This window comes from Streptomyces sp. NBC_01433 (assembly GCF_026340105.1).
Classification (GTDB): domain Bacteria; phylum Actinomycetota; class Actinomycetes; order Streptomycetales; family Streptomycetaceae; genus Streptomyces.
In genome coordinates this window covers 3868673-3885671 of sequence record NZ_JAPEPM010000001.1, presented here as the reverse complement: position 1 = coordinate 3885671, position 16999 = coordinate 3868673, and the positions used below count along the sequence as shown (strand labels likewise).

Here is a 16999-nt window from a genome sequence, read left to right as displayed (position 1 = left end):
GGACCCATGCTGTGCTCTACGGCCACCGTCGGCTCATGTCGCCAGACACCGGTGATCATCGGTGGCCGCACCCTCTCCGGGACCAGGCCCGGCCAGCAAGACATGGCCCCGCCCAGCCATTCTCGTGGGGCTCCCGTCAGGTTGCCGATGGGAACTCATCAGTAGCGCATCGCGGTGAAATCGATGGGCCTGGGCCTAAGCATCTGGACGCGGGCCGTCAGTTGCTTCATTCGCGTGGTCATCTCCCGGGCGGGGAGCCGCTTGCGGTCGCCGTGTCCCGGCAGGAGCCACTCGAAGTGCAGCCGGTCGGCGGTTCGCACCAAGGAAGCGCCCAGCTCCTCGATGGAGTACCAGGTGACGCTCTCGGCTACTTCCAGATCGGCCGTCGTACGCGACCAGTACAGGCTGTCGCCGCTGAAGCAGTACCGCTCGTCGGCGATATAGAGCACGCTGCCCCGGGTGTGACCCGGGAGCGGGTGCGCTGTCACGCCCTCACCGATCTCGACCGGATCCGTGCCGCGCAGGACATGGTCGGCGTCGGGTGCGGCGTCGAGATCATCCGCGTGAATCCACAGCCGGGCGCCGAAGCGATCGGCGTAGCGGCGGCCGTGCGCGGCGTGGTCCCGATGAGTGAGCAGGACATCGGTGACGGAACCCAGTTCCTCGTACCGCGTGGCCAGCGTGCTGCTCCAGCGGGGCGTATCGATCATCATCACGGTGCCGGACGGCCGGCGCAGCAGGTAGGAATTGGCCCCGGCCGTGCGAGGGGAGTTGTGCCCGCACAGGTGAACATCGTCGTCCAGGGCCAGGGGGAAGGGATCCAGGGCATCGTCGAGTCGTCGGCCGGAAGGGCGGATCGACCGGACGGGACAGGCGAACGCGGCAGCGTGCAACCGCCGCGCCTCCGCCCCGTTCCGCGGCTGTCGGATCATCTCGGAGCGGCCCGCGGTCTCGCGTATGAGTTCAGGGGCAAGCTGACGCGCGACGTCGCAGTTCGTACAGCGGGTGTCGACATACCAGCCGCTCTCCCCCGCGCTCAGCTTTTCCGCTTCGGTGACTGCGCCCTGGTCTCTCGTTGATTCGGGTAACAGATCGTCGTTCATGGTGACTCCGTCCCTGGGTTGCGCAGGCTGTACGTCTCCTCAAGAGGTATCCCGCCCCGAAGGAAAAGAGGAAGAGGGGCCGGTGCTTGTGCTTCTCGGAGGAGCCCGCTCTGTGAGCGAGTGCAGGAATTACCGAAAAGCACCAAATTTCCCTGAAAGTACTTCCTGGACTTGGCCGGGTGTTGACCCTTTAGACTCCGGCGGCAACGGCCAGATTCCACTGGTACGGGACAGTCGCCAGCTAGATCACGTTCTACAGCTGGAGTACTGGACGAGTTCATGAAGGGCGTTCTCCAAGCTGTGAGCCAAGGGGCTGAGACCGAAGTGAGCGCCGAACCGTCACGTGCCGTGCTGGACCGGTTGCGCGCCATGGACTGGGCTGACGACTCTGCGGCTTTCGGCCATACCCATTCGCGTGCTCTGCTCATGCGCGAGTACCTGCGACGGGCAGCTCTGTGGGCCCTGGCGTACGAGGCCGAGCGGTCCTGGCCGTTCCTCGACATCGCCGAGCATGTCGACGCCGGAATCGTGGCCTCGCCCGATGTCTCCGACGAGGTGGAGGAGCTTCTCAAGGATCTCGCCCCGGCATCCCTGAGGACCACCTGTCGAGGAGCTGTCCGGTGGGCTGCTCTACGGGATGTCCACCATGCCCTGCCGACGGATCCGCCGGACCCGTACGAGCCGCCGCTGCTCATGTACGAGCGTGGCGGCGGCTACTACCTGGAGGAGTACCTCGACCTCAACGGCGTGATGATCCCGCTGCGGGACGTGGAGAGCAACGCCTCGGCCACCCCCTTCCTCACACTCGCCCCGGCCACCCTCGACGCGCTGGACGCCGAGGGTGAGATGACGTATTACGCGAAGATCAGCGACGGGTATCCCCGGCACAGCCCGCGCGGCACCGTCCGGCGGCGCGTCGACGACGACCGGACGTACGACGAGGCTTTCACCCGCAATCTCTGCTGGGAGCCGACCGAATACCTCAGGCTGTACGACCTCGGACACCACGACATCGACCGCGTCCGGATCGCCGAGATCGAGGCGGCCACGTTCATCGAAACCCTGACGGAGAAGCTCACCGGCTCCGCGTAGACCCGGCCTTCCCCTCACGCGTAGGCGACGGCCTCGGCGGCCGGCCGCCACACGGACGCTGGGTGAGCACGCACGCAGTCGAAGGGAATTGAGCTGACGTGATCGATGACCGAGGCGACCGGACGGCTTCCGGCATGTTGGAGAGGCTCCGCGCGGGCGAGTGGGACGGGGATTGGGACGACGCTTTCGCGCACGTGATGTCGCGTCAGCTGTTGATGCGGGAGTACCTGAGACGGGCCGCCTTGTGGGCCGAGGCGTTTCCCGCGAAGAGTTCGTGGCCGTTCTTCGACATCACAAGGTACGTGGACCCGAACTTCCAGCTGTCGCCGGACATCGCCCACGAGCTGGACGCATTCCTGCGCACCCGGTTGAGCGGGCTCGTCAAGACCACCTGTGCCGGTGCCGTACGCCTGGCGGAACTCCGGGTGCAACACCCGGCGGTCGGGGCTGATGGCCTCCCCGACCTCTACGAGCCGTTGATCCTGATGTACGAGCGGGGCGGCGAGTTCATGCGGGACAACGCAGGCGCCCTCGATCTGAGAGGCGTCTCATTCCGCGCCGGGAAACTTGAGGACAACGCGGGAAGCGCCCCCTTATCTCGCTGAGCAACGCCGTACTCGAAGCGCCCCGGAGGACGGGCCAGGACTGAATCCGCTCCATCCTGAGTACGTCCGGCTTCCAACGCGGCTCATAAGTGGTCGCCGGTATCGCCCGTCAGTGGACGCGCGCGCAGACTCCGTTCGATCTGTCGAGGACATGTACTGACCTAATTCCGGCCTACGGTCGGCCCATGACCACTTCCACGGACAGTCCGGCCACGTTTCCCCCCGGCGAGCGCGGTGAGTTGCTGCGCGCTCTTGCCGAGCAGCGGGAGCTGCTGCTCATCACCGTGCGCGGCATCACCGACGCACAGGCCATGCGCCGCACCACCGTCAGCGAACTCACGCTGGGCGGAATCGTCAAGCACCTGGCCAGTGGCGAGCGGGTGTGGGCACAGATCCTGGCCAGGGGGGACGGGGAACTGCCGGACGGGATGCTCGACATGGAGCAGTACCGCATGGCGGAGGGGGAAACGCTCCCGGGGCTGCTGGAGCTGTACACGGAGGCGACGCGGGCGATCGAAGGGGCCGTGAGGGCTCAGCCGGACATGGACAGGAGCGTGCCCCTGCCCAGGACTCCCTGGTCCCCGCCGGAGACGGTCCACTGGCCGGCGCGCCGGATTCTGCTGCACCTGATCAGGGAGACGGCCCAGCACGCCGGGCACGCGGACATCATCCGGGAAGCGCTGGACGGGGCCGGCACCACCGCTCAACGGTGATCGCGTCGGGGTACCTCGTGGCGCATTCGCCCCTGCGCGTCGTCCATGTGGTGCGCAGGTGTCACCATTCCCGGGCGGAGATCAGCTCTTCCCCGTCCGCGTCCTCGAAGCCGTACGCCATCGCGATGAACCAGAACGCCTCGCCTATCTCCTCGCGGGCGACCGTCTCGATGTCGCTGCCCGCCGCTTCGAACTCCGCCTCCAGGTCGTTGAACGCCTCGGTCGCCACCTCGGTCAGCATGTACAACGCCGCCAGGTCCGCGGGGTGTTCGGCCTCGATCCGCTCGCACAGGTGCAGCAGGACGGCCTTGCCCTTGTCGAGCACGTGGTCCGGGTAGTAGTCGTCCTCGTACAGCGGGACCAGGAATTTGTGCGCCGCCACCTGCTCGTTCGTGATCGCCACGGCGATCCCCCCTTGCTCGCTCGAAGGCCCGAAGACCGCAGGCCCGAAGATCCGATGCCCCGATCCTCCACCACACCACTGACAGTGCCGGGTCCGGGGTGTGTGCGTGCCGAGTATCACCCTGGACAGGCCCCGTGACTGCCGGGTAACTTCAATGGGTGGCTGAGCAAGCGCTTAGCCATGCGGACGAAGCCGAAAGCTGACAGCCACCAAGGAGGCACCCGTGCGCCGTACGGTATTCAACGAGGACCACGAGGCGTTCCGGGAGACCATCCGCGCCTTCATCGCGGCCGAGGTCGTACCCGTCTACGACGAGTGGTTCGCCGCCGGCCAGGTGCCGCGCGAGTTCTACCACAAGCTCGGTGAGCTGGGCATCTTCGGTATCGAGGTCGCCGAGGAGTACGGCGGCGCGGGCATCGACTCGCACAAGTACGAGGCCGTCATCTATGAGGAGACCGCCCGCGTGGGTGTCTCCTTCGGTGGCTCCGGCGTGCACACGCTGCTCGGCCTGCCGTACATCAAGATGCTCGCCACCGACGAGCAGAAGAAGCGCTGGCTGCCGAAGTTCACCACCGGCGAGGAGATGTGGGCCCTCGCGATGACCGAGCCGGGCACCGGCTCCGACGTCGCGGGTATGAAGACCTCCGCGAAGCTCTCCGAGGATGGCAAGCACTACGTCCTCAACGGCTCGAAGACGTTCATCACCGGTGGCGTGCACGCCGACCGTGTGATCGTCTGCGCCCGTACCTCCGCCCCGCGCGAGGACGACCGCCGCTTCGGCATCTCCCTCTTCGCCGTCGACACCAAGTCCGCGGGCTACTCGATCGGCCGCAAGCTCGACAAGCTCGGCCTGCGCACGTCCGACACCGCCGAGCTGGCGTTCGTCGACGTCAAGGTTCCGGCCGAGGACCTGCTCGGCGAGGAGAACAAGGGCTTCGGCTACCTCGGCACCAACCTGGCCTCCGAGCGCTGGGGCATCGCCTTCGGCGCGTACGCGCAGGCCGCGGCGGCCGTCGGCTTCGCCAAGCAGTACGTGCAGGAGCGCACCGTCTTCGGCAAGACGGTCGCCTCGTTCCAGAACACCAAGTTCGAGCTGGCCGCCTGCCAGGCCGAGGTGGACGCGGCCCAGGCCGTCGCCGACCGCGCGCTGGAGGCGCTGGACGCCGGAGAGCTGACGGCGGCGGAGGCCGCGTCCGCGAAGCTGTTCTGCACCGAGGTCGCGCACCGGGTGATCGACCGCTGCCTCCAGCTGCACGGCGGCTACGGCTTCATGAACGAGTACCCGATCGCCCGCCTGTACGCGGACAACCGGGTCAACCGCATCTACGGCGGCACCAGCGAGGTCATGAAATCGATCATCGCCAAGTCCATGGGTCTGTAAGAGCGGCTACGTTCCCTTCATGAGCGCACCACTGGACTCCCTGCTCGATCTGCTCGACCTGGAGCGGATCGAGCGGGACATCTTCCGGGGCCTGAGCCGCAGCGCGGTCGTGCCCCGGGTCTTCGGCGGCCAGGTCGCGGCCCAGGCGCTGGTCGCCGCGGGCCGCACCGTCCCGGACGACCGGGGGGCCCACTCCCTGCACGCGTACTTCCTGCGTGCCGGGGACCCGGGCGCGCCGATCGTCTACAGCGTCGACCGGATCCGCGACGGTAAGTCCTTCACCACGCGCCGGGTCGTCGCCGTCCAGCACGGGCAGCCGATCTTCCACCTCTCGGCGTCCTTCCAGACGTACGAGGACGGGCTGGAGCACCAGGCGGCCATGCCGGCCGCCCCGGATCCGGAGACGCTGCCCACGGCCGCCCAGATGCTGCCCCGGTACGCGGACCGGTTCAGCGACCCGGGTGTCGTGGACCGGCTGATCGAGGCGCGGGCCGCCGTCGACCTGCGGTACGTGGACGCCCCGCCGTTCGGCACCGTCGGGGAGCCGCGCGAGCCCCGCTCCCAGGTGTGGTTCAGGACGAACGGCAAGCTCGCGGACGACCCGCTGCTGCACGTCTGCATGGCGACGTACGTCTCCGACATGACGCTGCTCGACTCGGTGCTGCTCGCCCACGGGCGCGGCGGCTGGGCGGTCGGGGACGTGGTGGGCGCCAGCCTGGACCACGCGATGTGGTTCCACCGGCCCTTCCGGGCCGACGAGTGGCTGCTGTACGACCAGGAGTCGCCCTCGGCGTCCGGCGGGCGCGGTCTCGGCCAGGCCCGCATCTACACGCAGGACGGGCAGCTGGCGATCACCGTCATCCAGGAGGGCGTGGTCCGGGTCCCCCGGGACTGAACGGGCCGCGGTTCATCGGGGCCGAACGGGCCGCGGGTCATCGGGGCCGAACAGGCCGCGGTCCGCCGATTCGGACATACTCCCCACCATGAGTGACGAGAAATCCGGTGGTGGGGAGTCCACGTTCACCGTCATCGTCGCGGCGGTCGCCAATCTCGGCATCGCCGTGGCGAAGGCCGTCGCGGGACTGATCAGCGGGTCGAGCGCGATGCTCTCCGAGGCCGCGCACTCGGTCGCCGACACCGTCACCGAGGTCATGCTCCTCACCGCGCTCAAGCGGAGCGAGAAGCCCGCCGACGAGGACCATCCCCTCGGCTACGGCCCCGAGCGGTACATCTGGGCGATGCTCGCCTCCATCGCGACGTTCGTCGGCGGCGCCGTCTTCTCCGTCTACGACGGCGTCCACACGCTCGTCGAGGGCGAGGAGCTGGGCGATCCGCTCATCTCGTACATCGTGCTCGGGGTGGCCTTCCTGCTGGAGGGCTACTCCCTGCGCACGGGCGTCAGACAGGTGCGGCGCGAGGCGGCGAAGCTGCGCGTTCCGGACGCGTACTACTTCCGCCACACCCCCGACACCGCGGTCAAGGCCGTCGTGATGGAGGACTCGGCGGCCCTGGTCGGTCTGCTGCTGGCCGCGGGCGGGCTGCTCGGCGGGCAGCTCTCCGGCTCCGGGGTGTGGGACGGCATCGCCTCGATCCTGATCGGTGTGCTGCTCGTGTACGTGGCCTGGGTGCTCGGCCGGTCCAACGCCCAGCTCCTGATCGGCCGCCCGCTGCCGAAGGCGATGCGGGCGGGGGTGCGCGAGGAGCTGCTGTCGGTCCCGCACATCGTGGACGTACTGGAGCTGACCACGCTCATCCAGGGGCCGACCGAGCTCCTGATCGCCGCGAAGATCGACTTCCGGGACATGGCCAGCGCCGAGCAGGTCGAGTGGGCCTGCGAGGAGGCGGAGGCGCAGTTGCGGGAACGCTTTCCGTCCATCCGCCGCGTCTATCTCGATCCGACGCCGGGGCCCGAACAGCGCCGGGCCCGCGAGGCGCGCACGTCCGAGTGACCGCTTCCGAGTGACCACGTCCGAGTGGCCACGTCCGAGTGACCACGTCCGAGTGACCGGTCCGGTCGGCCGCGTCCGATCGCGTGCGTCACGGGCGATTCACCCCGGGGCGCGGCACGGCGCGCCCGCCGGGTGTCCGGACGGGTGTCCTGGCGTCCCTGCCGGTTCGGGCGTGTGCGCGGCTCGGGCAGCCCGCAGGCGCGCGCCTGCGGGCTCAGAGCAGGCCCGCCGCGTCCAGGAGGTAGTCGGTCATCGGGTCGTAGAAGCGCGGGTCGGTGACGTGGTCGTCCAGGGGGACGGTGACCTGGAGGGTGCCCTCGGACTCGCCGAGGAACAGGGCCGGGTCGTTGCAGTCCGCGTAACCGATCGAGTCGAGGCCGCGCTGCCCCGCGCAGCCCGCCCAGCCGTGGTCGGCGACGACCAGGTCGGGCAGCGGCCGGCCCTGCTGCTCCATGGCGTCCAGGATGGCCGCCATCGGGGCCGGGGAGTGCGTGTGCCACAGGGTCGCCCCACGCTCCAGCACGGCGACGTCCGCGAACTGGAAGACCATGCCCTCGTCCGCCATCAGCCCGGACGGGATCCGGACGATCTCGCAGCCCGCCCGGCGCAGCGCGTCCGCGGTCTGGCGGTGCACGTCCAGCAGGCCGCCCGGGTGGCCGGTGGCGAACAGGACGCGCTCGGAGCCCGCGGCCGCCTTGCGCAGCCGGGCCGCCATCCGCTCCAGGCCGTCGACGGTCAGCTCCGGGTCGATGGTGTCCTGGCCCTGCCGGTGCGCGGGGTCGTCGTTGACGCCGCACCGCTCGGCCATGACGGCGAGGACGTCCTGCTCGTCGGTCCAGCGGTCGCCGAGCTCCAGGCCCAGCCAGTAGTGGCGGTCGCCGTTGGCGAGCTTGCGGTAGTGGGAGAGGTTGTTGTCGCGGGGTGTGGCGACATCCCCGGCGATACGCGTACGGACGAGGTGGTCGACGAGGGCGGCGCGGCTGGGTATCGGCATGGACCCATTGTGCCGTCCGGTGTGCGCCGCGTGCCGGATGTCCTGTCCACCGGGCGGGACGGGAGGTCGCAGGGCCGGACGGGATGGTCGCGGGGCCGGACGTCGGACGGTCACCGAGCGGCGCCGGGCGGTCACGGGCCGGGCGCCGGGCAGTCACGGGCCGGGCGCCGGGCAGTCGCGGTCGCGGGGCTGGACGTCGGACGGAAACCGGGCGGGCACCCGGCGGTCACGGTCCGGGCTTCGGCAGCTCGTCTGTCCCGGCTTCGGCCGCTCGCCGGCCCGGATTCGGCCGCTCGTCGGCCCGTGGCGGAAGTCTTCCCGGACTGTTCACCCCCGCGTGACCTGCTCCTTCGCAGGCCGGACGGGCCCGGCCGCTCGAATGGATACACACAGAGGTCTGGACCACCGGAGTCACGCCAATTCCGTGTCCGATTCCGCCAGTTCCCGCACTCCCGGAGAAGTGGTCTATACCTTTGGTACTAGGGTGGGCCACCTGAAACTGCCACATACGCAGCCGTGGGGGGCTTTATGAGCGTGTGTCATCTTCCGCAACCACCGTCCGACGACGAGCTCTACTGGTACTTCGGTCCACAACGCCGTTGGGTCCTGGTCAGCAGTTCGCTCGCCTTCGTGTTCACGGCGGCGACGATGTTCACCTTCGCGTTGCGGACACCCGCCCTGTGGGCGTTCCTCGCGGTCCTCGGGCTGAATGTCGTGGCCCTGCTGCTCTCCTCGCTGAACAGCCTGCGTCAGCGCCGGCTGACCCGGCGGTCGCACGACGTACTCGTACACGCCTGGCGGCCCGCCGCGCTGCCCGGCGTCGACCTCTACCTGCCGACCTGCGGCGAACCGCTGCCCGTGCTGGCCAACGCCTACCGTGCCGTCGCCGCCGTGGACTGGCCAGGTGCGCTGACCGTCTGGGTGCTGGACGACGCCGACCGGCCCGAGGTCGCCGCGCTGGCGGCCGAGCACGGCTACACCTACGTCGTACGTCCCGACCGGGGGCACCTGAAGAAGGCGGGCAACCTCAACCACGCGCTCACCCTGAGCGGTTCCGAGTTCATCGCGATCCTGGACGCCGACTTCGCGCCCCGGCCGGACTTCCTGCGCCACCTCGTCCCGTATCTGGCCGACCCCGGCGTCGGCATCGTGCAGAGCCCGCAGTGCTTCGACACCGACGAGGGCATGGGATGGATCCAGCGCGCCGCCGGATCGGCGCAGGAATGGTTCTTCCGCTGGATCCAGCCGTCGCGCGACGCGAGCGACGCCGCCATCTGCTGCGGCAGCAACGCCGTCTACCGGCGCAGCGCGATCGACCTGGCGGGCGGCTTCGCCCGGCTCGACCACAGCGAGGACCTGTACACCGGACTCGCCCTGTACGAACAGGGGTTCCGCACCCAGTACGTACCGGTGCTGGTGGCCAAGGGCACCTCCCCCGACCACCTCACCGCCTTCGTCAACCAGCAGTACCGCTGGGCCATGGGCAATCTGCATCTGCTCGGGACGCCCGTGCTGCGGCGGATGCGGGCGCCCTGGCGGATGCGGCTGTGCTTCTACGAAGGCGTCGTCGGATACCTGACCGCGGCGGTGAACACCTTCGCGGCACCGCTGCCGCCGCTGGTCATGATGTTCCTGTACCCGGACCACATCCGCCCCTGGCACGTGCTGCCGCTCCTCGCGCCGCTCTGGCTCTGGCACGTACTGCTGCCGCGCGTCAGCCGTACCCGCTGGCGGGTGGAGGTGATCCGCGCCAACGTCCTGACGAGCGTGGCCGCCGCGACCGCCTTCGTGCACACGCTGCGGGGGCGCAGCGCCGCCTGGGTGCCCACCGGCGCCCGCGGTACCGGGGCCTCCGGGGGGATGGCCCGGCGGGTGGTGGGCGTCTCGCTGGTCTGGCTCGTCGTGTCCAACGGGGCCGCCGCCGCGGGGCTCGCGCTGGCTGTCGCCCGTAACGGCTGGGAGCCCAACTGGGGCCTGGTCCTGTACCTCCTGGTGCAGTGCCAGATCAACGTGCCGCTGATCCGCGACCTGCTGGCCGAACTGCGCCCGAAGGCACACGCGAAGGCGAAGACGGACGCGAACGCGGACGCGAAGACCAAGGCAACGGCAACGGCAACGGCAACGGCAACGGCAACGGCAACGGCAACCGTGAAGACCAAGGCCGCCGCACGCGCTGCCGCCCTTCAGCCCGCCGGTCGCACCGGGCCCGTCCGCAATCCGGTCACGGGCCTCGTCACCGGCCTCCGCGCCCGGACCCGCATGCTGCCCCGGCGCTGGCCCGAGACCCTGGCCGCCTCCGCCGTCCTCCTGCTGACCGGCCTGCTCGCCTCCGGGCTCGTCAACCCGATGCTCCCCTGGCTGAGTTGAGCTGACGTGAAAGGCACCATCCTCATGCCCTTCCTCATGACCCCGCGCCGACGCCGGAAGGCCGCCGCGCCCGCGACCGGCTCCGGCGGCGAATCCGGGCCGAGCCCGCACCGGTCCGCGTTCCGGCCCGACATCGAAGGTCTGCGCGCGGTGGCCGTTCTCGCGGTCCTCGCCTTCCACGCCGGGATACCCGGCCTGGCGGGCGGGTTCGTCGGGGTCGACATCTTCTTCGTCATCTCCGGCTACCTGATCACCGGACTGCTGGTCCGGGAGGCCGTCACCACCGGCCGCATCCGGCTCGGCGACTTCTTCTCCCGCCGCGCCCGGCGGCTGCTGCCCTCGGCCGCCGTGGTGCTCGGCGCCGTGGCGGTGGCCGGTGCCTGGCTGACCGTACCGCTGCGGCGCACCGACCTGGAGTACGACGTCGTGGCGGCGGCGCTGTCCGTCGCCAACTGGCGGTTCGTCTCGCAGCGGACCGACTATCTCGCCGCCGGGCACGACCAGAGCCCGTTGCTGCACTTCTGGTCCCTCGCGGTGGAGGAGCAGTTCTATCTGTTCTGGGCCCCGCTGCTCGCGGTGATCGTCACCGTCGCGGCCCGCGCGGTCCGCCGGGGACGGGCGGTGCGCGGCGCCGTGGCCCTGGTCACGGCCGTGCTGGCCCTCGGGTCGCTCGCCCTGTCCCTGTACTGGACGGACTCCTCCGTATCGCTGGCGTACCTCGGAACGCCCTCGCGCGTCTGGCAGTTCGGTGCCGGGGCGCTGCTCGCCCTGCTGCCCTGGCATCTGATGCGCGGGCCGCGTCCGCTGCGCCTGCTGTGCGGCTGGGCCGGAGCGGCGGCGATCGTCTGGTGCGTCCTGTCGTACGACGCGAGCACCCCGTACCCCGGTTACGCCGCGCTCGTACCGACGCTGGGCACGGCGGCCGTCATCCTGGCCGCGATCCCCGGCAGGGGCGAGCGGTACGTGGAAGGGGCGTACGGGGTCGGGCGGCTGCTGGCCGGGCGGGCACCGCGTGCGATCGGGCGGCTCTCCTACAACCTCTACCTCTGGCACTGGCCCGTCCTCGTGCTGGCCGAGGCCCGGTTCGGGGCGCTCGGCTGGCCCGCGCGGACCGCCCTGACGGTGGCGTCCACGCTGCCCGCCCTGGCCACCATGCGCTGGGTGGAGCAGCCGCTGCGCCGCAGCCGGACCGTCTCCGAACTCCCCCGGCGCGGACTGGCGGTGGGTGTCTCGGCGATCATCCTGCCGGTCGTGCTGGCGCTGGTGGTGGGCACCACGACGCTGCGGCTGCTGGGCCCGGCCACCCCGGTCGATCTCCAGGGGCTCGCACCGGGTGCCGCCGCCGGGCCCTCGCTCCTGGACCGGAGCACCGGTGCGCGGCTCGCGGACGGGCCCGTGGTGCCCAACCCCGTACAGGCGCGCAAGGACTTCCCGCCGGACGGTGAGTGCGAGGTCGCGCCGACCGTGACCCGCAGCCCCGCGTGCCTGTTCGGCGCGACGGACAGCCCGGACCGGATCGTGCTGCTCGGCGACTCGCACGCCGGTCAGTGGTTCTCGCCCATGCTCGCGCTGGCGGCCGAACGCGGCTGGGCGCTCCAGGAGTTGGTGAAGCAGGGCTGCCCACTGCCCCAACTTGCCGTGAACAGCCCGCAGTTGGGCCGTATCTATCGAGAGTGCGACACCTGGCGGGCGGACGCCCTGGAGCGGCTGCGCAAGCAGCCGAAGCCCAGGCTCATCGTGATCGCCTCGCTCAACCGCTACACCGCCGACCCGGCACTCCTCGCCCAGGGCTGGGAGAAGACGCTGAAGCCCCTGCGCGCGCTCGGGGTGCCGATCGTCTACATCGAGGACACCCCCGTACCCGGTACGGACATCCCCGCGTGCGTCTCCGGCCGCCCCGAGGACCCCGGGGCCTGCGCGTTCGCCCGGAAGGACGCCGTACCGGCCGATCCGCTGGCCCGGCGGATCGCGTCCGGCGCGCTGCCCGGTGTACGGAGCATCAGCGTGAACCCCGTCCTGTGCCCGGGGGACGGACCGGTCTGCCCCGCCGTACGGGACCGGGTCCTGCTCTACCGGGACGACGCCCATCTGACCAACGTGGCCGCCGTCGTCCTGACCCCCCGGCTGGAGCGGCTGCTCGGCGAATCCGGCGCACTGCCCGCGCCCGGCGTACCCGCAACTCCCGCACCGCCCGCACCGAGCCGCCCCGGAACGCCCGGGGCCGACGGGTGGACCGAGCTGTTGCGGGACGACTTCGAGGGCCCGGCGGGCAGCCGCCCGTCCGCCGCGCACTGGCGGTACGACCTCGGCACCTGCTACCCGGGCTGCCCCGCGCCGCAGTGGGGCACGGGCGAGATCGAGACCATGACCGACTCGACGGACAACGTCCGCCTCGACGGGAAGGGCGCGCTGGAGATCGTCCCCACCAGGAAGGCGGGCGAATGGAGTTCGGGCCGCATCGAGACCCGGCGCTCCGACTTCGCGCCGCCGCCCGGCGGGATGCTGCGGATCGAGGCGTCGATCGCGCTGCCGGACGTCGCGGGGGCCGGGGCGGCGGGCTACTGGCCGGCCTTCTGGACCCTGGGGGCGCCGCTGCGTGACGGGTACACGGGCTGGCCGGGCGTCGGGGAGCTGGACATCATGGAGTCCGTCAACGGCCGGGACACCGTGTTCGGCAGCATGCACTGCGGCGTCCTGGAGGGCGGCCCCTGCGAGGAGCCGGTGGGCCTGACCTCCGGGCCGCAGCCGTGCCCCGGTTGCCGTACGGCGTTCCACTCGTACGCCGTCGAGGTCGACCTCTCCCCCGGCGCGGAGCAGGTGCGCTGGTATCTGGACGGGCGCCTGTACCACCGGGTGACGGCCGCCGCGATGGACGGCCCGACCTGGAAGCGGGCGGTGGACCACGGGGTGTTCCTGATCCTGAACGTGGCCGTCGGCGGCAAGCTCCCGCTCGCCGACGGAGCGAGTCCGGGCCCCGCCACCGAGCCCGGCCACCCGATGCGGGTCGACCGCGTCACCGTCTCGGCCCGGGAGGCGGCAGCCGCGCGGGAAGGGGCCGCCGCCGCCCGGTAGGCCGCCGCCGCGCGGCAGGCGTTACGCGGGAGGTGGGGCCGGTCCTCGGCGGGGCCGGCCCCACAGCGTTGCCGTGCGCAGCAGCCACTCCACCGGGCCGAGCCGGTGGCGCCGCATCAGCAGGGCGGAGAAGGCGAGTTGGCATCCGTAGAAGAGCAGCGCCCCGCCCAGGGCGGTGGCCGCGCCCACCCGGCCGTACAGCGCGGCACCGTAGCCCGTGAAGACCAGGGCCATGACGAGCGACTGCGTCAGGTAGTTGGTCAGGGCCATGCGGCCCGCCGGGGCCAGCCGGGCGGCGAGGGCGGCGCCGCGCGGTGTGGTGAACCAGAGCAGCAGGCCGCTCGCGTAGGCGGCGCTCAGTGCCGGGGCGGTGATCATGCCGACGACGAACAACAGGATCTCCCAGCGGACGGACAGCGGTCCGACCGCGCCCGCCGCCATGAGCGCCCCGCCGGGCAGGCCCACGAGAAGCCCGCCCACGAGGATCCGGCGCAGCCGGTCGACGCGGCCGACGATGCCGGTGAGCAGGTCACGCCGGCCCGCCACGTATCCGGCCAGGAAGGCGGCGACGACCATGCCGCCCATCATGAGGAAACCGGCCAGGATGTCCGGCCAGGCTCCGATGTTCGCGCGGATCACGTCACCCGCGCCGCCCCGGTAGGCGGCGGTCAGTTCGGCGGTCTGCCGGGCGAGGCCGGCCGCGTCGCCGTCGTCGGCCGGGTCCAGCAGGGTGACGGCCGCCGCGAAGAACAGGTAGAGGGCGGCGACGGTTCCGTACACCCAGAGGGCGGCTCGCCACATCCGGGCCGGGGCGGCGTCGCGGGCGGCGAAGAGGATCAGGCCGAGCAGGGCGTAGATGGTGAGGATGTCACCGGTGTACAGCAGCGCGGCGTGCAGGAGGCCGAGGACGAACAGGGCGAGGAGCCGGCGCAGCATCCGCGGTGCGAAGCGGGCCCCGTCGCGTGCGGCCGAGGACATCTGAAGCGTGAAGCTGTAGCCGAAGAGGAACGAGAACAGCAGGTAGAACTTGGTCTGCACGAACATCGTGACCAGCCACAGCGCGGCGTAGTCCACGCCGCCGGTGAGCGGGCCACCGCCGCGACGGCCCTCGATCCCGGCCATGACCAGCACGTTGGCGAGGAAGATGCCGCCGAGCGCGAAGCCGCGCAGGGCGTCGACCTCCACGATCCGGTGCCGCCGGGGCCCGGTCGGTATACCCGGAGGCACGGCGGCCGTCCCGGCGGCGGCGGAGCGGGGCGGGGGCGGGAGGTGCGTCATGCGTGATTCCCCAGGAACAGGGTGCCCATGAGCACCAGGATGCCGAACGAGAACACCGCGCCGTAGCCGGGGTTGGCGCGGCGGATCAGGGACCGGCCGAGCATCACCAGGGCCGGGAGCCAGCCCACCGCGTAGCTGATCCACGCGAGGTCCGCGAGGCGGTCGGTGGACGCCAGGTCCCCGGCCAGGAACAGTGCCCAGGCCGCCAGGACGAAGAGCGCCGGTGAGGCCCACAGGTTCCGCTCGACCGTTTCCCGGCGCGAGGGCCGGGGCGAGGGCCCGGACGTTGCGCCGAGCCGCGCTTCCCGCGTTTCGCCAAGTCGTGCTTCCCCCGCCGCGCCGAGCCGCGCTTCCCCCGTTTCGCCGGACGTCTCCCGGAGCTGCGCCCCTCGCGGCGTTGCGCCCGGCGTCTCCCGGGGCGGCTCACCGGACGTCTCGGGAGGCGATGCCCCGGATATCTCCCGGAGCGGTTCATGGTGGTGCGGCACTCGTCCCTCGCACATCGTGATGGTGCCGCCCCTCCGGCCGGAGAGGCGGCTTCGGTCATGCCCTGTTGCCGGGTCGGCCCGGAATCAGCCCGTCGCGGTGATCACGGTGACCGCGGTGACGGCCGTGATCACCGCCTGGACGTTGCGGATCGCTTCCCGGACGCTGTCGCCCGCCCACTGCCCGTCGGCGATCTCCGCCATGCGCGGGGCGACCCGCTTGCGCGGCAGGTCGGGGAATGCCTGGCGGTGCATGTTCGCGGCGTGCAGCAGCGCGACCAGTCCGCTGGTACGGCCGTCCGGTTCCGCGCCGTCCAGCACGACGGCGCTCAGCCGGTCCCGCAGCTCCCGCTCCACGGAGCCGTCCGCTTCGGGGTAGCGCCGCGTCGGGAACAGGCCCAGCGCCCGGTGCCGTTCCTCGGTCACCAGGCCGCGTTCGCACAGACGGTCCACCGCCGCGCGCACGCCCTTGCTCTGGTCCTTCGTGAGCCAGTCGGCCGCCTTGCGCCTGCCCGAGCCCTTCGTCCAGGCGGCGATCCGTTCCAGACCTCCGTCGAGCAGCACGTCACCGGTCGGCGCCGCGTCGGTCACCTCGATCCGGCCGCCGGTCACCGTGACCCGGCCCGCCATGGCGAGCTCCAGCAGAATGCCGCCCGCCACGCCCCAGCCCGCGGCCGTCCGCCCCTTCGCCGCACCGCTTTCGTCGTCAAGCGACAGCAACATGATCTCTTCAGCCAGCGTGACCGTCATCCGTCGTATCCCCCTCGTACGTTCGTCCCGCGTGCCCTGGACGTCCCGCGTGCACTGGACGTCCAATCTCATCCGGGACGTCCTGTCGCGTCCCGTCGCGTCCTGGGTCTCCTGCCCGTCCTGGGAGGAGAGACGCCCTCACACGCCCCTGAGGTTGCCGGACCTCACGAACCGGCCGCCGCGTCGAACGCCCCCCGCGCCAGCCGGTGCAGCAGCGCCGCCGTCGCCGTACGGCCGGGGAGCGCCTCGGGGCGGGCCAGGTGCGGGGTGGAGTTCAGCAGGCCGAAGACGGCGTGGACGGTGACGCGGGCCTCGTCCTCGGCCAGGTCCGGATAGAGCTCGCGGACGACGCCGACCCAGACCTCGACGTACTGGCGCTGGAGCTGGCGCACCCGCTTGCGGTCCGTGTCGCGCAGCCGGTCCAGCTCGCGGTCGTGGAGGGTGATCAGGGGGCGGTCGTCCAGGGCGAAGTCGATGTGGCCCTCGATGAGCGCGTCGAGCAGGGCGCGCGGGGAGCCGTCCCCGTCGGCCGCGTCCTGCGACACGCGGAGCCGGCCGCCCGCCAGCAGGCGTTCGCTGATGCCCACCAGCAGCTCGGCGAGCATCGCGTCCTTCCCGGGGAAGTGGCGGTAGAGGCCGGGGCCGCTGATACCGACGGCGGCCCCTATCTCATCGACGCCGACGCCGTGGAAGCCGCGCTCGGCGAAGAGGCGGGCGGCCTCCCGGAGGATCTGCTCGCGGCGGGTGGGAGCCGCGACGCGGGCGGCGGCATGGGTGCTCATGGGGATTCATTCTAGACAGGGCCGT

15 protein-coding genes are annotated in these 16999 nt (G+C 71.2%); 8 read left to right on the top strand and 7 right to left on the bottom strand.

Going from position 1 to position 16999, the window contains the following annotated elements:
* Positions 1–158: 158 nt before the first annotated feature.
* Positions 159–1103 (bottom strand): MBL fold metallo-hydrolase, encoded by a 945-nt coding sequence (locus OG413_RS17580; RefSeq protein WP_266806655.1) that lies wholly within the window; start codon positions 1101–1103, stop codon positions 159–161.
* A 324-nt stretch (positions 1104–1427) separates the two neighbouring features.
* Here OG413_RS17580 and OG413_RS17575 point away from each other — a divergent pair, with 324 nt between their 5' ends.
* The 3 genes from OG413_RS17575 to OG413_RS17565 all read left to right on the top strand — a co-directional run bounded on the left by OG413_RS17575 (position 1428) and on the right by OG413_RS17565 (position 3513).
* Positions 1428–2195 (top strand): hypothetical protein, encoded by a 768-nt coding sequence (locus OG413_RS17575; RefSeq protein ID WP_266806653.1) that lies wholly within the window; start codon positions 1428–1430, stop codon positions 2193–2195.
* A gap of 98 nt (positions 2196–2293) precedes the next feature.
* On the top strand, positions 2294–2800 hold the full coding sequence (locus tag OG413_RS17570; protein WP_266806651.1) for a hypothetical protein: 507 nt from the start codon (positions 2294–2296) through the stop codon (positions 2798–2800).
* A gap of 185 nt (positions 2801–2985) precedes the next feature.
* Positions 2986–3513, top strand: a complete 528-nt coding sequence (locus tag OG413_RS17565) for a DinB family protein (RefSeq protein ID WP_266806649.1) — start codon at positions 2986–2988, stop codon at positions 3511–3513.
* A 61-nt stretch (positions 3514–3574) separates the two neighbouring features.
* Here the strand turns inward: OG413_RS17565 and OG413_RS17560 are convergent, their stop codons facing one another.
* Entirely contained in the window at positions 3575–3916 is a 342-nt protein-coding gene (locus OG413_RS17560; protein ID WP_266806647.1) for a DUF5713 family protein, read from the bottom strand.
* 223 nt (positions 3917–4139) lie between these two features.
* On the opposite strand from OG413_RS17560, the gene OG413_RS17555 reads away from it, so the two are divergent.
* The 3 genes from OG413_RS17555 to OG413_RS17545 all read left to right on the top strand — a co-directional run bounded on the left by OG413_RS17555 (position 4140) and on the right by OG413_RS17545 (position 7246).
* Positions 4140–5297 carry an acyl-CoA dehydrogenase family protein gene (locus tag OG413_RS17555; protein WP_266806645.1) on the top strand — a complete coding sequence of 386 codons (1158 nt, stop codon included), beginning with the start codon at positions 4140–4142 and terminating at the stop codon, positions 5295–5297.
* Between the two features lie 19 nt (positions 5298–5316).
* Positions 5317–6192, top strand: coding sequence for an acyl-CoA thioesterase II (locus tag OG413_RS17550; protein WP_266806643.1), 876 nt, complete (start codon positions 5317–5319; stop codon positions 6190–6192).
* A gap of 88 nt (positions 6193–6280) precedes the next feature.
* The gene (locus OG413_RS17545) at positions 6281–7246 is read left to right on the top strand and encodes a cation diffusion facilitator family transporter (protein WP_266806641.1); all 966 of its coding nucleotides are present in this window, start codon (positions 6281–6283) and stop codon (positions 7244–7246) included.
* A gap of 214 nt (positions 7247–7460) precedes the next feature.
* On the opposite strand, the gene OG413_RS17540 is transcribed toward OG413_RS17545, so the two are convergent.
* Complete coding sequence (locus OG413_RS17540; RefSeq protein ID WP_266806639.1) at positions 7461–8240, bottom strand: phosphatase; 780 nt, start codon at positions 8238–8240, stop codon at positions 7461–7463.
* Between the two features lie 528 nt (positions 8241–8768).
* On the opposite strand from OG413_RS17540, the gene OG413_RS17535 reads away from it, so the two are divergent.
* On the top strand, positions 8769–10607 hold the full coding sequence (locus OG413_RS17535; protein WP_266806637.1) for a cellulose synthase catalytic subunit: 1839 nt from the start codon (positions 8769–8771) through the stop codon (positions 10605–10607).
* Positions 10608–10631: 24 nt separating this feature from the next.
* Positions 10632–13679: an acyltransferase family protein gene (locus OG413_RS17530; protein ID WP_266806635.1), complete on the top strand. Its 3048-nt coding sequence runs from the start codon at positions 10632–10634 to the stop codon at positions 13677–13679.
* Positions 13680–13700: 21 nt separating this feature from the next.
* On the opposite strand, the gene OG413_RS17525 is transcribed toward OG413_RS17530, so the two are convergent.
* The 4 genes from OG413_RS17525 to OG413_RS17510 all read right to left on the bottom strand — a co-directional run bounded on the left by OG413_RS17525 (position 13701) and on the right by OG413_RS17510 (position 16974).
* Positions 13701–14957, bottom strand: a complete 1257-nt coding sequence (locus OG413_RS17525; protein WP_266806634.1) for a DUF418 domain-containing protein — start codon at positions 14955–14957, stop codon at positions 13701–13703.
* Positions 14954–15460: a hypothetical protein gene (locus OG413_RS17520; RefSeq protein ID WP_266806633.1), complete on the bottom strand. Its 507-nt coding sequence runs from the start codon at positions 15458–15460 to the stop codon at positions 14954–14956. The genes OG413_RS17525 and OG413_RS17520 overlap by 4 nt, the downstream gene beginning before the upstream one ends.
* Before the next feature lie 69 nt (positions 15461–15529).
* Positions 15530–16192 carry a GPP34 family phosphoprotein gene (locus tag OG413_RS17515; RefSeq protein ID WP_266806631.1) on the bottom strand — a complete coding sequence of 221 codons (663 nt, stop codon included), beginning with the start codon at positions 16190–16192 and terminating at the stop codon, positions 15530–15532.
* Between the two features lie 164 nt (positions 16193–16356).
* Entirely contained in the window at positions 16357–16974 is a 618-nt protein-coding gene (locus OG413_RS17510; RefSeq protein ID WP_266806630.1) for a TetR/AcrR family transcriptional regulator, read from the bottom strand.
* Between the last annotated feature and the right edge of the window lie 25 nt (positions 16975–16999).

Bases quoted from the DNA above. Each gene is read 5' to 3' on its own strand.
- OG413_RS17580 (WP_266806655.1), bottom strand. From the start codon at position 1,103: ATGAACGACGATCTGTTACCCGAATCAACGAGAGACCAGGGCGCAGTC.
- OG413_RS17565 (WP_266806649.1), top strand. From the start codon at position 2,986: ATGACCACTTCCACGGACAGTCCGGCCACGTTTCCCCCCGGCGAGCGC.
- OG413_RS17550 (WP_266806643.1), top strand. From the start codon at position 5,317: ATGAGCGCACCACTGGACTCCCTGCTCGATCTGCTCGACCTGGAGCGG.
- OG413_RS17545 (WP_266806641.1), top strand. From the start codon at position 6,281: ATGAGTGACGAGAAATCCGGTGGTGGGGAGTCCACGTTCACCGTCATC.
- OG413_RS17540 (WP_266806639.1), bottom strand. From the start codon at position 8,240: ATGCCGATACCCAGCCGCGCCGCCCTCGTCGACCACCTCGTCCGTACG.
- OG413_RS17535 (WP_266806637.1), top strand. From the start codon at position 8,769: ATGAGCGTGTGTCATCTTCCGCAACCACCGTCCGACGACGAGCTCTAC.
- OG413_RS17530 (WP_266806635.1), top strand. From the start codon at position 10,632: ATGCCCTTCCTCATGACCCCGCGCCGACGCCGGAAGGCCGCCGCGCCC.
- OG413_RS17525 (WP_266806634.1), bottom strand. From the start codon at position 14,957: ATGACGCACCTCCCGCCCCCGCCCCGCTCCGCCGCCGCCGGGACGGCC.
- OG413_RS17520 (WP_266806633.1), bottom strand. From the start codon at position 15,460: ATGTGCGAGGGACGAGTGCCGCACCACCATGAACCGCTCCGGGAGATA.
- OG413_RS17515 (WP_266806631.1), bottom strand. From the start codon at position 16,192: ATGACGGTCACGCTGGCTGAAGAGATCATGTTGCTGTCGCTTGACGAC.
- OG413_RS17510 (WP_266806630.1), bottom strand. From the start codon at position 16,974: ATGAGCACCCATGCCGCCGCCCGCGTCGCGGCTCCCACCCGCCGCGAG.